The organism is Anaerocolumna sedimenticola, assembly GCF_009931695.1.
Taxonomy (GTDB): Bacteria; Bacillota; Clostridia; order Lachnospirales; family Lachnospiraceae; genus Anaerocolumna; species Anaerocolumna sedimenticola.
In genome coordinates, this window is the sequence record NZ_CP048000.1 from 3,256,275 (window position 1) to 3,272,566 (window position 16,292).

At 36.6% G+C, this 16,292-nt stretch carries 14 protein-coding genes; 11 read left to right on the forward strand and 3 right to left on the reverse strand.

Translation table 11 applies throughout. From position 1 onward, the window contains the following. Nucleotides 1–891 carry an aldose 1-epimerase family protein gene (locus tag Ana3638_RS14375; RefSeq protein WP_161838644.1) on the reverse strand — a complete coding sequence of 297 codons (891 nt, stop codon included), beginning with the start codon at nt 889–891 and terminating at the stop codon, nt 1–3. A 283-nt stretch (nt 892–1,174) separates the two neighbouring features. Here Ana3638_RS14375 and Ana3638_RS14380 point away from each other — a divergent pair, with 283 nt between their 5' ends. From Ana3638_RS14380 to Ana3638_RS14425, 10 genes are all read left to right on the forward strand, one after another. Next, a complete protein-coding gene (locus Ana3638_RS14380; protein ID WP_161838645.1) occupies nt 1,175–1,702 on the forward strand; it encodes a YqeG family HAD IIIA-type phosphatase in 528 nt (175 codons plus the stop codon). 40 nt (nt 1,703–1,742) lie between these two features. Next, nucleotides 1,743–2,255, forward strand: a complete 513-nt coding sequence (locus tag Ana3638_RS14385) for a shikimate kinase (protein ID WP_161838646.1) — start codon at nt 1,743–1,745, stop codon at nt 2,253–2,255. After that, entirely contained in the window at nt 2,252–2,686 is a 435-nt protein-coding gene (gene aroQ / locus Ana3638_RS14390) for a type II 3-dehydroquinate dehydratase (protein ID WP_161838647.1), read from the forward strand. The genes Ana3638_RS14385 and aroQ overlap by 4 nt, the downstream gene beginning before the upstream one ends. A gap of 143 nt (nt 2,687–2,829) precedes the next feature. Next, nucleotides 2,830–3,387, forward strand: a complete 558-nt coding sequence (efp, locus tag Ana3638_RS14395) for an elongation factor P (RefSeq protein ID WP_161838648.1) — start codon at nt 2,830–2,832, stop codon at nt 3,385–3,387. 200 nt (nt 3,388–3,587) lie between these two features. Continuing rightward, nucleotides 3,588–4,814 (forward strand): peptidase T, encoded by a 1,227-nt coding sequence (gene pepT / locus Ana3638_RS14400; RefSeq protein ID WP_161838649.1) that lies wholly within the window; start codon nt 3,588–3,590, stop codon nt 4,812–4,814. Between the two features lie 177 nt (nt 4,815–4,991). Further along, nucleotides 4,992–6,662, forward strand: coding sequence for a dihydroxy-acid dehydratase (gene ilvD, locus Ana3638_RS14405; protein ID WP_161838650.1), 1,671 nt, complete (start codon nt 4,992–4,994; stop codon nt 6,660–6,662). Between the two features lie 57 nt (nt 6,663–6,719). After that, complete coding sequence (gene ilvB, locus Ana3638_RS14410) at nt 6,720–8,402, forward strand: biosynthetic-type acetolactate synthase large subunit (RefSeq protein WP_161838651.1); 1,683 nt, start codon at nt 6,720–6,722, stop codon at nt 8,400–8,402. A 225-nt stretch (nt 8,403–8,627) separates the two neighbouring features. Further along, entirely contained in the window at nt 8,628–9,713 is a 1,086-nt protein-coding gene (gene serC, locus Ana3638_RS14415; protein ID WP_161838652.1) for a 3-phosphoserine/phosphohydroxythreonine transaminase, read from the forward strand. A 27-nt stretch (nt 9,714–9,740) separates the two neighbouring features. Next, nucleotides 9,741–10,901 carry a phosphoglycerate dehydrogenase gene (locus Ana3638_RS14420; RefSeq protein WP_161838653.1) on the forward strand — a complete coding sequence of 387 codons (1,161 nt, stop codon included), beginning with the start codon at nt 9,741–9,743 and terminating at the stop codon, nt 10,899–10,901. A 276-nt stretch (nt 10,902–11,177) separates the two neighbouring features. After that, the gene (locus Ana3638_RS14425; RefSeq protein WP_161838654.1) at nt 11,178–12,419 is read left to right on the forward strand and encodes a DUF1015 domain-containing protein; all 1,242 of its coding nucleotides are present in this window, start codon (nt 11,178–11,180) and stop codon (nt 12,417–12,419) included. A gap of 36 nt (nt 12,420–12,455) precedes the next feature. On the opposite strand, the gene Ana3638_RS14430 is transcribed toward Ana3638_RS14425, so the two are convergent. Beyond that, on the reverse strand, nt 12,456–12,788 hold the full coding sequence (locus tag Ana3638_RS14430; protein ID WP_161838655.1) for a branched-chain amino acid transporter permease: 333 nt from the start codon (nt 12,786–12,788) through the stop codon (nt 12,456–12,458). Next, nucleotides 12,788–13,483: an AzlC family ABC transporter permease gene (locus Ana3638_RS14435; protein WP_161838656.1), complete on the reverse strand. Its 696-nt coding sequence runs from the start codon at nt 13,481–13,483 to the stop codon at nt 12,788–12,790. The genes Ana3638_RS14430 and Ana3638_RS14435 overlap by 1 nt, the downstream gene beginning before the upstream one ends. A gap of 394 nt (nt 13,484–13,877) precedes the next feature. On the opposite strand from Ana3638_RS14435, the gene Ana3638_RS14440 reads away from it, so the two are divergent. Then, entirely contained in the window at nt 13,878–16,136 is a 2,259-nt protein-coding gene (locus Ana3638_RS14440) for a YcdB/YcdC domain-containing protein (RefSeq protein ID WP_161838657.1), read from the forward strand. The last annotated feature ends 156 nt before the right edge of the window (nt 16,137–16,292 follow it).

Genomic DNA, 16,292 nt, shown 5'->3' on the forward strand with positions numbered 1-16,292 from the left:
CTAAATTATATCTATAGTATATGATGTTTTGAATTCTTTGCCAGCCTTTATATGATTTCCCCATTCTCTGTCTTCTAAACTACCGTCAAAATCATTGCTGTCACAGCGCCCATACCATGGTTCAATACAGACAAAGGGCGCATTCTTCCCGGCAGGAGACCATAGTCCGAATAAAGGTGCATCAAAGTGAACTGTTACATAGGGATTTTTCTTTGAATCTGCTAAAGAAACCGTATGGGCTTGGTTATTTTCTATAATTAGGGCATCCTCATCAAATAAATGGGGATTAATATTCAGAAATCCATTCTCTGTTTCCAGAACGGCCTGCTCCTCAAATGGTTTCTTCACGACCAGTCCATTATCATTTATAAGCAGATAATGGATAGTATCTTTATTATCAAAAGAAATATAACAATCACTTTGGTTTTCCATATCTTTTAAAGGACATAGAAAGGCCGGGTGTGCTCCTATGGAAAAATACATATCCGAAGTCCCGTTATTGATAACGTTCCACAGGACAGTTATTTGCCTGCCGGTTAAACGGTAACCGATTTCCAAAATAAAATCAAATGGAAAGACTTTTTTGGTTTCATCAGTAGCATTAAGTTGAAACCAGATTTCAGAATCAGAACTACTCATCAAACCAAACTCCATATCTCTTGCAAATCCATGCTGGGGTAAAGAATATTCTTTCCTGTTATAATGATAGCGGTGATTTTTTAAGCTTCCCACAATGGGAAAAAGTATCGGTGAATGACGTTTCCAGTAAGCAGGATCACCGTTCCATAAATAATCGGTGTCCGTTTTTAAATCGGTTATCCTTGTCAATTCTGCCCCCAAGCTGTTAACCGATAATACAAGTTCCTTATTTTTCAGTTCATAATCAGACATAATTTCCTCCTGCTTTCCCTTCTTTACAAAACCTAATATTTGTAGATTTTTCGAGAAGTATCCCGTATATTTTATTAAATAATTACGCATATTGTAACACGGGATAAATATATTTTCCATCCCTGTTTCATATAAGTAAAACTAAATTACCAAAGGGGATCCTTGTTAGTAGTTATCATTTACAAATATGTAAAGACTCATTCCATGGTTACTCTTGCCAAATTAAAATAGCTTCTGCTATAATGGTAGACATAAGATAATAAGATTACAGTTGGAGGTAGGAATGTTCCAAGAATTTTATCCAGATGAATGTGCGGATTCAGCCTATGATATACATTACGAAGCACTCTATCAACAAGGTTATCGGGGGCTGCTTTTTGATATAGACAATACCTTAGTGGAACATGGCGCTGATGCAGATGCAAGATCAATAAAACTTATAAACAAATTAAAGAAAATAGGTTTTAATATCTGTTTGATTTCCAATAATAGTGAAGAAAGAGTAAAGCGCTTTAATAAAGATATAAAGGTTAAATATATATACAATGCCCATAAGCCTTCTGTCAAAAATTATATGAAAGCTATGCAGTTAATGAAAACAAATCAATCGAATACCGTATTTATCGGTGATCAGCTGTTTACAGATGTGTATGGTGCAAAACGTGCAGGTATCAAAAGTTATTTTGTTAAACCCATCGGACCTGAAAAAGAAATCCAGATTATATTAAAACGTTATTTAGAACGTATTGTTTTATATTTCTACAGAAAAAAATACCGTTATAAACAAGTAATGGGAAATAAAAAAAGATAACCGGTGTTTAATATTTACTTAAGAGAGAAATGGGGAATATATGAATAATCTAATTTTAATCGGATTTATGGGATGTGGGAAAACCAGTGTAGGTTTTCAGTTGGCTAAGCGGCTAAATTTTAATTTCTGTGATACCGATCAGATAATTGAAGAGAAAGTTAAGGATACCATCAATCATATATTTGAAATAAAAGGGGAAGAGTATTTTCGAAAATTAGAAACCGAAACTATCAAAGGATTAATCGGGAAGCTGAATAATACCGTATTGTCTGTTGGAGGAGGACTTCCCATACAAACCGGAAATGAAAGATTAATACGGGAACTGGGGTGCGTAGTTTATTTGAAAACATCCAAGGATACCATTATGCAACGTTTGTCCGGTGATACGACCAGACCTTTACTGGCGGGAGATCAGGACAAAAGAATTGAAAAACTTCTAAGCTTTCGGGCACCGATATACGAAGCAGCAGCCCATCTGATTGTTACTACGGATGGAAGACTGATTCACGATATTATAGATGAAATTATTAATAGAACAGGAGTATTATTATGAAATTGTTAGTAATCAACGGACCTAATCTCAATTTTTTGGGTATCCGTGAAAAAGAGGTTTATGGTAATCAGGATTATCAATATTTATTATCTTTAATTAGCGAGAAAGCGAAAAAAGAGAATATTATGATTGATACTTTTCAAAGTAACGGGGAAGGACAAATAATTGACCGTATTCAGGAAGCATATTTTGACGGAACCCAGGGAATTATTATAAATCCCGGTGCGTTTACCCACTATAGTTACGCAATCAGGGATGCTTTGGCTTCCATGGACATGCCCAAAATAGAAGTACATATTTCGAATGTCCATAAGAGAGAGGAATTCAGGAATGTGTCAGTAACAGCTCCCGTATGTACCGGACAGGTAGTTGGATTAGGGTTGAACGGTTACATTCTGGCAGTGGACGCCATGTTAAACATGTTGCAATAAATGGAATAAAACTTAATGACAGTTGGTGATTTCTAACAGTTTAAGTTCGTATATATTTTTTCAATTTAATAAAAAATAGTTGAAAAAACTTGTCAGATAAGATAAACTATAGAGTAGTTAATTTAAGGAGGAAAATATCATATATGGTATCAGCAGGCGATTTTAGAAATGGCTTAACAATCGAATTAGACAATAATATATATCAGGTTATAGAATTCCAACATGTAAAACCTGGTAAAGGTGCAGCTTTCGTTAGAACAAAATTAAGAAATATTAAGAGTGGTGGTGTGGTTGAAAGAACTTTCAGACCTACTGAAAAATGTCCGCAGGCTCATATAGAACGTTCCGATATGCAATATTTATATAAAGACGGTGATTTATATAACTTTATGGATGTAAATACTTATGATCAATTTGCTTTAAATGAAAGTGCAATTGGTGACTCTTTAGAATTCGTTAAAGAAAATGAGATGGTTAAAATGCTTTCTCATAACGGACAGGTATTTGCAATTGAACCACCTTTGTTTGTTGAGTTAGTTATAACTGATACAGAACCAGGCTTTAAAGGCGATACCGCACAAGGTGCAACAAAACCTGCTACAGTTGAAACCGGTGCTACCGTTTATGTTCCTTTATTTGTAGAACAAGGGGACAAGATCAGTATCGATACCAGAACTGGTGAATACTTAAAGAGAGTGTAGAGAGATATCAAGAATTTTATATGGCGCAATTCGTGGAGAATCAAAATTTTCCATGGGTTGCGCTATTTATTTTTATTATCAACAATTATTAAGAGTGTATTGGGAATAGTATTGATTTAAGATACCTAAAAGTAATATAATGAATTAAAGGTTTCAAATAATAAAATTTAAAAAAATGTATTCTAAGAAAAGAGGCTATTATGAAAAGTGTTGTTGAAAGATTTTTAAAGTATGTTAAATTTGATACCCAGTCTTTAGAAGATATGGAAGCAGTACCCAGTACAGAGAAGCAAAAGAAACTGGCGGTTGCATTAGCGGAAGAGTTAAAAGAGATTGGTGCTAAAAATGTAAGAACGGATGAGCATGGTTATGTTTATGGAACGATTCCGGCAACCAGTAACAAGAAATTGCCTGTACTTGGTTTTATAGCTCATATGGATACTTCCAATGCGATCAGCGGTAAAGATGTAAAACCAAGAATTATTGAAAATTATGACGGTAAGGATATCGTTTTAAACGAAGAATTAAAAATAATCATGGAAACTTCACAATATCCCGCAATGGAAAAATATGCGGGCCAGGATTTAATCGTTACGGACGGAACCACATTATTAGGAGCCGATGATAAAGCAGGTATAGCCGAAATTATGTTTATGGCAGAGACTTTATTAACCCATCCTGAGATAGAACATGGAACGATCCAGATTGGCTTTACACCGGACGAAGAAGTTGGACGTGGAGTTGACTTTTTTGATGTAGAGGGCTTTGGTGCTGATTTTGCCTACACCATAGACGGCGGAGAATTAGGTGAGATTGAATATGAGAACTTTAATGCTGCAGCGGCAAAACTAATAATTCAGGGTACCAGTATCCATCCGGGTTCCGCAAAAGGTAAAATGATAAATGCTTTATTGCTGGCTATGGAATTCCAGACTATGCTGCCGGTTGAGCAAAACCCTATGTTTACTGAAAATTATGAGGGATTTTTTATGTTATCATCCTTAGAGGGTTCTGTGGATTCAGCCAAAGCAAGTTATATTATCCGTGATCATGATAAAGTGAAATTCGAAGAAAAAAAAGCAAGATTTCAGAAAATTGCCGATTATCTGAATGATAAGTATGGTGACGGAACTGTTAAGGCGGTCTTAAAAGATTCTTACTATAATATGAAAGAAATGATAGAACCTCATATCCATTTAATCGATAATGCCAGAAAAGCAATGGAGGAACTTGGGGTAACCCCCATCGTAGTCCCAATCCGCGGCGGTACGGATGGTGCCAGATTATCCTATATGAATCTGCCATGCCCGAATCTTTGTACAGGCGGTAATAATTTCCATGGCAGATATGAATATATCTCCATCCAATCCATGGAAAAGGTTACGGAAATATTATTAAAGATTATTGCATTGTATTCCAATCAATAATCTGTAAAATCACCTTAAATATAAAAATTGATTGATTTTTTATCAGAAATAAGTTATTATATACAGAAACCCGAAATTTTATACATTATAAATGTATAAAATTCGGTCTGATTCTGTATGTTACAGCAGACTGAATCATAGGTAAAATTCAATTTTATAGAAAAGGTGGTTATGAATATGAATAGTGATGCAGTTAAATCAGGAATGCAGCAAGCTCCTCATAGATCGCTGTTTAATGCCCTGGGACTAACAAAAGAGGAACTCCGTAAACCAATGATAGGTATTGTAAGTTCCTATAATGAGATAGTCCCGGGCCATATGAATTTGGATAAAATCGTTGAAGCTGTTAAACTAGGTGTAGCTATGGCAGGAGGAACGCCCATTGTATTTCCGGCTATTGCAGTATGCGATGGAATAGCCATGGGACATACCGGGATGAAGTATTCTCTTGTAACGAGGGATCTGATTGCCGATTCCACGGAAGCAATGGCTATGGCACATGCATTTGATGCCCTTGTTATGGTACCTAATTGTGATAAAAATGTGCCTGGGCTTTTAATGGCTGCAGCGCGTATTAACATACCCACAATGTTTGTGAGCGGCGGACCTATGTTAGCGGGAAGAGTACACAGAGAAAAGACCAGCCTTTCCAGTATGTTTGAAGCAGTCGGTGCTTACAGTGCCGGAAATATGAGTGAAGAAGAAGTAGAAGAATATGCATGCAAGACCTGTCCGACTGCCGGTTCCTGTTCCGGAATGTATACCGCCAACAGTATGAACTGTCTGACAGAAGCATTAGGTATGGGGTTACAGGGAAATGGTACAATACCGGCCGTATATTCCGAGAGAATCCGTTTGGCAAAACATGCCGGCATGAAAATCATGGAATTATATGAAAAGAATATCAGACCAAGAGATATCATGACAGAAAAAGCATTTTTAAATGCTTTAACCGTAGATATGGCGTTAGGATGTTCAACCAACAGTATGCTTCATTTGCCAGCCATTGCATTTGAAGCAGGAATTGAATTAAATGTTGATATAGCAAATGAAATCAGTGCAAAGACACCGAACCTGTGCCATCTGGCTCCTGCAGGCCATGCATATATGGAAGATTTAAATGAAGCCGGCGGTGTTTATGCCGTAATGAATGAATTAAATAAAAAGAATTTATTATACACAGATCTAATAACCGCCACGGGTAAAACCGTTGGTGAAAACATAGAAGGCTGTATTAACCGTAATACGGAAGTCATAAGACCTATTGATCACCCATATAGTGAAACAGGCGGTATCGCAATACTAAAGGGTAATCTGGCACCGGATTCAGCTGTTGTAAAACGTTCTGCCGTTGCACCTGAGATGATGAAACATGAGGGCCCTGCAAGAGTATTTGACTGTGAGGATGATGCTATTGTAGCTATTAAGGGCGGTAAGATTGTACCTGGTGATGTTGTGGTAATCCGTTATGAAGGACCAAAAGGAGGTCCCGGCATGAGAGAGATGCTAAATCCTACCTCCGCAATAATGGGAATGGGACTTGGCTCCTCCGTAGCACTCATTACCGACGGACGTTTCTCAGGAGCATCCCGCGGCGCTTCTATCGGCCATGTATCTCCGGAAGCTGCCGTAGGAGGAAATATTGCTCTGGTAGAGGAAGGCGATATCATCCAGATAGACATTAATGCCAATACCTTAAATATCATGATTTCAGAGGAAGAATTAGAAACCAGACGTGCAAACTGGAAACCGAGGGAACCAAAGATTACAACCGGTTATCTGGCAAGATATGCCGCTATGGTAACAAGCGGGAATCGGGGAGCAATCCTTGAGATACCTAAAAAATAAACCCCAGTGACTGAATAGTCACAAATAGACAAGGATTTTCTATGAAAGAGGTGCAAAATGCAGTTAACAGGTTCACAGATATTAGTTGAATGTTTAAAAGAGCAGGGGGTGGATACCATATTTGGGTATCCGGGAGGTTCTGTTTTAAATATATATGATGAATTATACCGGCATCAGGATGAAATACGCCATATCTTAACCTCACATGAACAGGGAGCTTCCCATGCCGCTGACGGTTACGCCCGTTCAACCGGTAAAGTAGGTGTTTGTCTGGCAACCAGCGGTCCGGGAGCTACGAATCTGGTTACAGGTATAGCGACTGCCTATATGGATTCCGTACCTATGGTTGCAATTACAGGTAATGTTACGGTAAATTTACTTGGTAAAGATAGTTTTCAGGAGGTGGATATTGCCGGAATAACCATGCCTATTACGAAACATAACTTTATTGTTAAGGATGTAAATAAATTAGCGGATACCTTGCGTAGAGCATTTAAAATCGCTCAAACAGGAAGACCGGGACCGGTTTTGGTGGATATCGCAAAGGATGTGACTGCGAATAAAGCAGAATACATGAAAGAGGAGATCCCACCGATAGAACGGATAAAGGATACTATAACGGAAGAAGATATTAACACTGCATTAGCTATGATTAAAGAGGCTAAAAAACCTATGATTTTTGTCGGCGGCGGTGCTGTTATATCCGATGCGGATCAAGAATTAAAAGAATTTGTTTATAAAGTGGATGCTCCGGTAACGGACACCTTAATGGGTAAAGGAGCATTCAGCGGCGAAGATCCTTATTATACCGGTATGCTTGGAATGCATGGTACAAAAACGGCAAATTTAAGTGTAACGCAATGTGACCTTTTAATAACCATAGGGGCCAGATTCAGTGACCGTGTTACCGGAAATGCCCAAAAATTTGCCAAAAATGCAAAAATTCTTCAGATTGATATTGATCCGGTTGAAATCAATAAAAATGTAATTGTCAGTCACTGTATCATAGGTGATGTGAAAGAAGTCTTAAAGATATTAAATGATAAAATTGAACAGCATGATAACAAGGAATGGGTTAATCAAGTCATGGAGATGAAAAAGCAATTTCCTTTAAAATATCATCCTGAAGTATTAACCGGTCCTTATATCTTGGAAAAATTATATGAGATAACCGGTGGAGATGCCATTATTACCACGGAAGTGGGACAGCATCAGATGTGGTCTGCACAATATTTTAAATATAAGAAACCAAGGACATTTATAACCTCCGGAGGTCTTGGAACCATGGGTTACGGATTAGGAGCCTGTATTGGAGCCAAGGTCGGAAATCCTGATAAAATAGTAGTGAACATTGCAGGCGACGGCTGTTTTCGAATGAATATGAATGAGATTGCAACAGCAGCCCGTTATCATATTCCAATTATTCAAATCGTATTTAATAATCATGTATTAGGTATGGTAAGGCAATGGCAGTCGTTATTTTATGGGCAGAGATATTCTCATACAACCTTAAATGACAGTGTGGATTTTGTAAAACTTGCGGAAGCAATGGGAGCAAAAGCTTATCGTATCACTAAGAAAGAAGAAGCAGAAGAAATAATTAAGGAGGCTATTTCTTTAAATGTTCCTGTTGTTCTGGATTGCCAGATTGCCAGTGATGATAAAGTATGGCCAATGGTTGCACCGGGAGCGGCGATAGAAGAAGTATTTACGGAAGAAGATTTACAGGCGAAAAAATAATACCGGGTTTAAAACATAAGTGAATTCATCTTAAGTTCAAAGAAGAACAGAGTTTTGTAATATTATATTGACTAAAATTTAACTAAGTTTTATAATGTAGTAGATTAAAGTGGTCAAGTGGCAAATAGGAAAGAGAATAGAAATGAGCATTATGGCATCATATCTTAAAGTCGTGATCCAGTTATAACTAATAATTATGTTTATATATTAAAGGAGGATTTACAAGTGGGAAGAGTTTATAATTTTTCAGCAGGTCCGGCTGTTTTACCCGAGGAAGTACTTAAGGAAGCAGCAGCAGAGATGTTAGATTACAATGGTACCGGAATGTCAGTTATGGAGATGAGCCACAGATCCAAAGCTTATGAGACCATAATAAAGGAAGCCGAACAGGATTTAAGAGATTTAATGAACATACCGGACAATTATAAGGTATTATTTTTACAGGGCGGAGCTTCTCAGCAATTTGCCATGATACCGATGAATCTGATGAAAAACAAAGTAGCAGATTATATTATTACAGGACAATGGGCAAAAAAAGCTTATCAGGAAGCACAAATATATGGTAAAGCAAACGCGGTTGCATCATCTGCTGATAAGACATTCTCCTACATACCTGATTGCTCTGATCTCCCAATCAGTGAAGATGCTGATTATGTTTATATTTGCGAAAATAATACCATCTACGGAACTAAATTCAAAAAACTCCCTAATACAAAAGGCAAAACTTTAGTTGCAGACGTATCCTCCTGTTTTCTTTCCGAACCGGTTGATGTTACCAAATACGGAGTTATTTACGGCGGTGTTCAAAAGAATGTCGGACCAGCCGGTGTGGTTATCGTAATTATCCGTGAGGATTTAATTACAGAAGATACCTTGCCCGGAACACCTACCATGTTAAAATATAAAATACATGCGGATAACGAATCCTTATATAATACACCACCTGCTTATGGTATATACATTTGCGGTAAGGTGTTTAAATGGCTGAAGAAATTGGGTGGGTTAGAAGCGATGAAAGTCATTAATGAAAAGAAAGCAGCAGTCCTTTATGACTTCCTGGATCAAAGCAAGTTATTTAAGGGAACAGTAGTAAAAGAAGACCGTTCCTTAATGAATGTACCTTTTGTTACCGGCAATGAAGAATTAGATGCTAAATTCGTAAAAGAAGCTAAAGCAGCCGGATTTGAGAATTTAAAAGGCCATAGAACCGTTGGTGGTATGAGAGCAAGTATTTATAACGCAATGCCAATGGAGGGTGTTGAAAAATTAGTAGAATTCATGAAAAAATTCGAAGAAGAAAACACTAAATGATATTAAATAAATAAAAGGAGAACTATTATGGTTAAATATAATTGCTTGAATCCCATTGCACCGATTGGTCTGGAATTGTTTACTGAAAGCTATGAAAAAGTAGATAACATTGAAGAAGCTGATTCCCTACTGGTAAGAAGTGCATCCATGCTGGATATGGAACTGCCGGATAATTTAAAAGCCATCGCAAGAGCCGGAGCAGGTGTGAATAATATACCGGTTGATAAATGCGCAGAAAAAGGTATAGTTGTATTTAATACTCCAGGGGCTAATGCCAATGGTGTTAAAGAATTAGTTATTGCAGGTCTTATGCTGGCTTCCCGTAATATTGTAGGCGGTATTAACTGGGTTCAGACTGTTAAAGATGATGAAAATATTGCAAAATTAGTTGAAAAAGGAAAGTCTAAATTTGCAGGAAAAGAAATCGAAGGTAAAAAATTAGGTGTTATCGGCCTTGGTGCCATCGGTGTTTTGGTAGCCAATGCAGCAAAACGCCTGGGGATGGAAGTTTATGGTTGTGATCCGTACATATCAGTTAAGCATGCGTGGAACTTATCAAGAGATATAATATATGTAAAAACAAAGGAAGAAATTTACCGTACCTGCGATTATATTACCGTACATGTTCCACTTTTGGATGATACCAAAAAAATGATTAATAAAGATACCATTGCTCTGATGAAAGATGGTGTAATTGTACTTAACTTTGCAAGGGATCTGTTGGTAAATGATGATGATATGGCTGAAGCTTTAAAGTCTGGTAAAGTTGCTGCTTACGTGACAGATTTTCCAAATGCAAAAACTGCAAATATGGAGGGCGCAATTGCTATTCCTCATCTGGGAGCCTCCACAGAAGAATCTGAAGATAATTGTGCTGTCATGGCAGTGAAAGAAATCATGGAATACATGGAGAACGGTACCATTAAAAATTCCGTTAATTATCCGGATTGTGATGCAGGTGTATGTGTTTCCGGAAAACGTATTACCATATGCCACAAAAATATACCAAACATGTTAACCCAGTTTACCGGTTTGTTTTCCGTTGAAAATATTAACATTTCCAATCTGATTAACAAGAGTAAAGGGGATTTCGCTTATACCGTACTTGATATAGAGGGTGACGTATCCGAATCCACCGCGCAGAAGTTAAATTCCATTAATGGAGTATTGAAGGTAAGAATACTGTAAAGGTATTAAAGATAAAAATACTGTAATAGATGGAAAGAAAATTAATTACAACAAGGGCTGTTACAAAATTCAAAATCTATCTTACCGGGTGAGAATATAATGAATTTTGTAACAGCCCTATTCTTGTATTTTCCTTAAAATAATCTTACATTTTATACCATTAAATGAAGAGCTGGTAATGAGATACAGACTTGCTTTTTATTGGGAATGAATTATAATGGGTGTATAAGTTTGCAGCAAACAAACAGTATAATTACAATCAGGAGGATTTGCTTCATGGCAGATGTGAAACCATTTCAGTGTATCAGACCGAAAAGGGAAGTTGCGGGGAGAATAGCTGCCCTGCCTTATGACGTATATAACAGGGAAGAAGCAAAAAAAGAAATACAAAGAGAACCTTTGTCATTTCTTCGTATAGACCGGGCTGAAACACAGTTCGAAAACAGCGTGGACACTTATGATAATAGAGTTTATGAGATGGCGGGAAATCTGCTGGAAGGAATGATAACAGACGGTTTATTCGTTACGGAAACCAAAGAATGTTATTACATCTATGAGCTGATTATGAACGGACGATCACAAACCGGTTTGGTGGCTTGCGCCTCGATAGATGATTACTTACATAATGTTATTAAGAAACATGAAAATACCAGAGAGGAGAAAGAACTGGACCGGATACGCCATGTTGATACCTGCAATGCACAAACCGGGCCGATTTTCCTGGCTTACCGTTCCCGTGAGGAAATAAATCAGATAATTGATGAAGTAAAACAAGGGGAAGCTTTATATGACTTTCAATCAACGGATGGTATTATTCATCATGTATGGGTGATAACGGAAGAAGATAAGGTAAGGGAAATCCGTAATGCGTTTGATGGTGTTGGGAGTATCTATATCGCTGACGGTCACCACAGGGCTGCATCTGCAGTTAAAGTAGGTTTAAAAAGAAGAGAAGCTAATCCGGGGTGTAATGGCAGGGAAGAATTTAATTATTTCTTATCCGTATTATTTCCCGAAGACCAGCTGATGATAATGCCCTATAACAGGGTAATTAAAGATCTGAATGGAAATAAGTTAAGTGAATTTATAGAAAAAGTGAAAGCGTATTTTGAGGTATCGCTCCTCGGAGAACATCCTTATGCACCGGAAGAAAAGGGATGTTTTGGTATGTATATTGGCGGATGCTGGTATAAACTTACTGCTCATGAGAATATTAGAAATAATGCAGATCCGGTGGAGGTTTTAGACGTATCCATACTGCAGAATTATATCTTATGTAATATTCTTGGCATTAAGGATCCCCGTACTGATAAAAGGATTGATTTCATCGGAGGTATCCGGGGTCTTAGTGAATTGGAAAAAAGGGTCAATACTGATATGAAAATTGCTTTTTCCATGTATCCTACCAGCATAACGGAATTATTTGCAGTATCCGATGCAGGTAAATTAATGCCGCCCAAATCAACCTGGTTTGAACCTAAATTAAGGAGCGGTTTATTTATACATAAACTCGGTTAAAGTCAGCTGTACCGGCTTTTGATCTAATCAATAAGACTAAAATATAAATTGAACCAGTAGCATATAAATAACGGTTCCCACTCCGATACTTAAAAAAGTATTATTTTTCCATAAATGCAGAATCATAATAACTGCAATAGAAATAATCTCCGGTAAGCCATGGGAGGCTTTGGTAAAAGAAACGTCTTTTAAACAATAGACCACCAGCATACTGATGATAGTATATGGTAATACTTTTCCTAAATAGGTAACATATTTTGGCGTTTCTTTATTCTCGGGAAAAAGTAGAAAAGGCAGGACCCTGATAAACATTGTAGTTAAGCTGATTATACCAAAAAATATAATAGATTCACCTGTTGTAAACGGCATTATTTATTCCTCGATTCTATTTTATTTTGAAAAATGGTTACGGAAAGTAATATAACAATCATTGAGGGTATTATAAAATTCGCTGAACCAAATAGGATACGGCATATTACGGAAGCACTTAACCCTATCAGAACAGGCATGTGATTTGGGGCTGATTTCCACTGGTTTATAAATATAACAACAAAAAGTGCGGTAAGTACAAAATCAATTCCCTTTGTATTAAAGTGGAGAAAACTGCCTAATATACTGCCTAAAATGGAACCGCTTACCCAGTATATCTGATTAAGCAAAGTAATAAAAAATAGAAACCACCCTTTATCTACACCGTCCGGTGGCTGCGTCGAACACAATATGGAAAAAGTTTCATCGGTCAGACCTAAAATAAGATAGGGCTTTTTCTTCCCGATACCCTGAAACTTGGAAAGCATTGAAATACCATAAAATAAATGTCTTGCATTAACCATTAAAGTCATAAAACAGGCATATAAAGGATGAAATCCCGCAGCTAAAAGGCTTACGGAAACGAATTGCATGGATCCAGCATATATAAAAATACTTGTAAGCGCTGCCCAAAGATAAGAGTAACCTTTGCTGTTTAATAAGATTCCATAAGCTGTTCCAAGTATAATATATCCCGTAAATACAGGAATCGTTAAGGGAAATGCAGCCCTCAAAGCTTTTATTTTTGTATTCATTGTTTTACTCCTTATGTATAATTATAAATACTTATATCGAATCGTTATTTTTCTTTTATGATAAGTTCTAACAAAAGATTTTGGATAGAATGGCATTGTTTCTAGCTATATCAAGGGTTTAAGAGACCAAATATAATAGTTAATAATAATATAAAACTTATGTTTAGGCAATAACAAATCGGTATAAATTAAAATTTATTAAAGAAATCTAATTTATATGTGATAGGTAAGAAACCAAATATAACTGCCTTTACCGGAAATGTAACATTGATATAAGTTTTTAACAATCATTACAGTAATTTCAAATAAATATAAAATTTAGAAATTAAATGGAACTAAACCAAATTTTACATCGTCTAATGTATGAATGTAAATAGAAAAAGGAGGAATTTATATGTTTAGAAAAAAATTAGTACCCTTGTTTATTGCAGGATGTATGCTTACGTCCAGTTTACCGTCAATGGTATATGCGGCAGCAGAAAGTGACATCAGCACTGCCACCGCAGATATTCCGGTTACTGAGGCTGCGGTTGCAGTCGATAAGACGTCACAGGAACCTGCTGCGGGTGATCTTGAACGTATTATTACGGTTATAAAATCTAAGATTACAATACCTGAGGAGTTAACGCAATTTGATTATAATTTTAGCACGGACAATTATTATGGATCGGCCATATGGAATTTAAACTGGTATGCAAAAGAGGATAACGGACGTATATTCGTTTCCTGCGACCAGAGCGGCAATATATTAAGTTTTTCTTCTTATGACGGCAATTCCAATAATTACGTACCTAAATTTTATAAGTCTGAATTAAAAAATGCTGCAAGTGAGTTTATAAAAAAAGTGACTCCCGACATAGCAGGAAAAATAGAGTATGTTGGAGTGACTGCATACGGAACTTACAGCGGGCAGTATAATTATCAGTTTCAGCGTGTGGAAAACGGTATACCGATGCCGGATAATACGGTAACCGTTGGTGTAAATTATCAGACCGGCAGCGTTACTTCATTTAATTCCAACTGGTTATATAATGTTAAAATTCCATCAGCGGAAACTAAAATTACAAAGAATGAAGCTGCCGAGAAAATAGGTAAAACCGTGACCATGAAATTATCCTATCAGAATGCATATATAACGGATAAGAATGGTGACACCAAGATTAAGGCTTTCTTAGTATATTCTCCGGATAATGCCTATACCGCCGTAGATGCAAAAACCGGTGAAGTATATACGACTCAGAATGAATGGGTTCAGGCAACGGATTCTGCGGCAAGCTCAGAGAAAGCGGCAGGAGACAAGGGTGATAACGGTAATTTATCCAAAGAAGAAGTAACCAAAGTTGACGAGATGAAAGGTCTGATTACGAAGGAAGCTGCAATCAAAGCGGTTACGGAAAATAAAAGCTTATTATTGGATGATACTTTAAAATCCATATCTGCATCCCTTTATAAACAGGATGGTTTCTACCGCGGCAGCGGAGAATCCAAATATATATGGAATATCAGTTTATCTGATCCCAGAGAAGGTAAGGATGCCGGTTCGGATACGTACCGGGCATATGCCTATGCAACAGTTGATGCAGTTACCGGTAAGTTAGTATCTTTTCAGGCAAGTGTGAAAGACTATTATAATATGAGTAAGCAGGAATGGGAATCTGTTAAAGTAAAATATACGAAAGAACAAGGTAAGTCAATTCTGGAAGACTTCTTAAAAGTCCAGATTCCGGAGAAATTTAAAAATTCAAAATTAACTGATAATAAAGAATCTTATATAATTGCATACAAAGACGGAAAAGAAGTTTACGGCGGTTACTATTATAACTATAATAGAGTAAATGCAGAGGTTGAATATCCGTATAACAGTATATACGGAGCTGTTGACGGGGTAACCGGCAAAATTTATTCTTATTCCTATTATTGGGATGATAATGTAACTTTCGAATCACCTAAAAATATTATCAATGAGGAAAAAGCATTTGATGCATATATAGGAGATAAAGGTTATCATCTTGTATACGAAATCAATAATATTCATACCATTTATAACAGCGGTGCAAAGGAAATTATTAAAACGGACGCCTACTCTGTGGATAATGAAGTGCGGCTGGTATACAGAACGGACATTTCTCCAAATTATATATCTCCTTTTACCGGAAAACAATTAAATTATGACGGAGAAGAATATGTAGATCCGGATAAGATGTTTGATTACAGTGATATTAATGATAACGCTTCCAGCCGTAATATAAGGCTTTTGGCTGAAATCGGTATCGGATTTAAAGGCGGTGAATTTCAACCGGATAAATCCATCACAGGGAAAGAATTAACAGAATTTTTAAATGAGGCAGGTATTTATTACAATAATAATAAATACAATCTGAAAAATGACAATTCAGCCATAACAAGGCTTACAGCAGCTAAATTCAGTATCCAGATATTAGGATATGAAAGTGTTGCAAAATTAAAGGGTATTTATAGTACTGATTTTAAAGATATAAGTGAAATCTCCGATGCGAACCTCGGTTATGCTGCATTAGCTCAGGGGTTAAATTTAGTTACAAGCAACAAAGATGGTGAGTTTAGACCAAATGATAAACTAACACGTGCGGAAGCTGCCGATATGTTAATTAGTATGTTAGATGTGGAAGAATAATTATATTTAGCAGGAACGGGGCTGTGGCAAAATAATCTGATTTACTCTAATAAAAGGATTTAGGGTTTAAAGGATATTTTGCCACAGCTCTATTCTGGTTTAAATAATAACCAGGAACATACCGCTAATGCCAGAAAAAGTATATCCTTATTAAAA

What these genes read in the sequence shown, in the direction of transcription:
- Ana3638_RS14375 (WP_161838644.1), bottom strand. Translation starts at nt 891, where the DNA reads ATGTCTGATTATGAACTGAAAAATAAGGAACTTGTATTATCGGTTAAC.
- Ana3638_RS14380 (WP_161838645.1), top strand. Translation starts at nt 1,175, where the DNA reads ATGTTCCAAGAATTTTATCCAGATGAATGTGCGGATTCAGCCTATGAT.
- Ana3638_RS14385 (WP_161838646.1), top strand. Translation starts at nt 1,743, where the DNA reads ATGAATAATCTAATTTTAATCGGATTTATGGGATGTGGGAAAACCAGT.
- aroQ (WP_161838647.1), top strand. Translation starts at nt 2,252, where the DNA reads ATGAAATTGTTAGTAATCAACGGACCTAATCTCAATTTTTTGGGTATC.
- efp (WP_161838648.1), top strand. Translation starts at nt 2,830, where the DNA reads ATGGTATCAGCAGGCGATTTTAGAAATGGCTTAACAATCGAATTAGAC.
- pepT (WP_161838649.1), top strand. Translation starts at nt 3,588, where the DNA reads ATGAAAAGTGTTGTTGAAAGATTTTTAAAGTATGTTAAATTTGATACC.
- ilvD (WP_161838650.1), top strand. Translation starts at nt 4,992, where the DNA reads ATGAATAGTGATGCAGTTAAATCAGGAATGCAGCAAGCTCCTCATAGA.
- ilvB (WP_161838651.1), top strand. Translation starts at nt 6,720, where the DNA reads ATGCAGTTAACAGGTTCACAGATATTAGTTGAATGTTTAAAAGAGCAG.
- Ana3638_RS14420 (WP_161838653.1), top strand. Translation starts at nt 9,741, where the DNA reads ATGGTTAAATATAATTGCTTGAATCCCATTGCACCGATTGGTCTGGAA.
- Ana3638_RS14425 (WP_161838654.1), top strand. Translation starts at nt 11,178, where the DNA reads ATGGCAGATGTGAAACCATTTCAGTGTATCAGACCGAAAAGGGAAGTT.
- Ana3638_RS14430 (WP_161838655.1), bottom strand. Translation starts at nt 12,788, where the DNA reads ATGCCGTTTACAACAGGTGAATCTATTATATTTTTTGGTATAATCAGC.
- Ana3638_RS14435 (WP_161838656.1), bottom strand. Translation starts at nt 13,483, where the DNA reads ATGAATACAAAAATAAAAGCTTTGAGGGCTGCATTTCCCTTAACGATT.
- Ana3638_RS14440 (WP_161838657.1), top strand. Translation starts at nt 13,878, where the DNA reads ATGTTTAGAAAAAAATTAGTACCCTTGTTTATTGCAGGATGTATGCTT.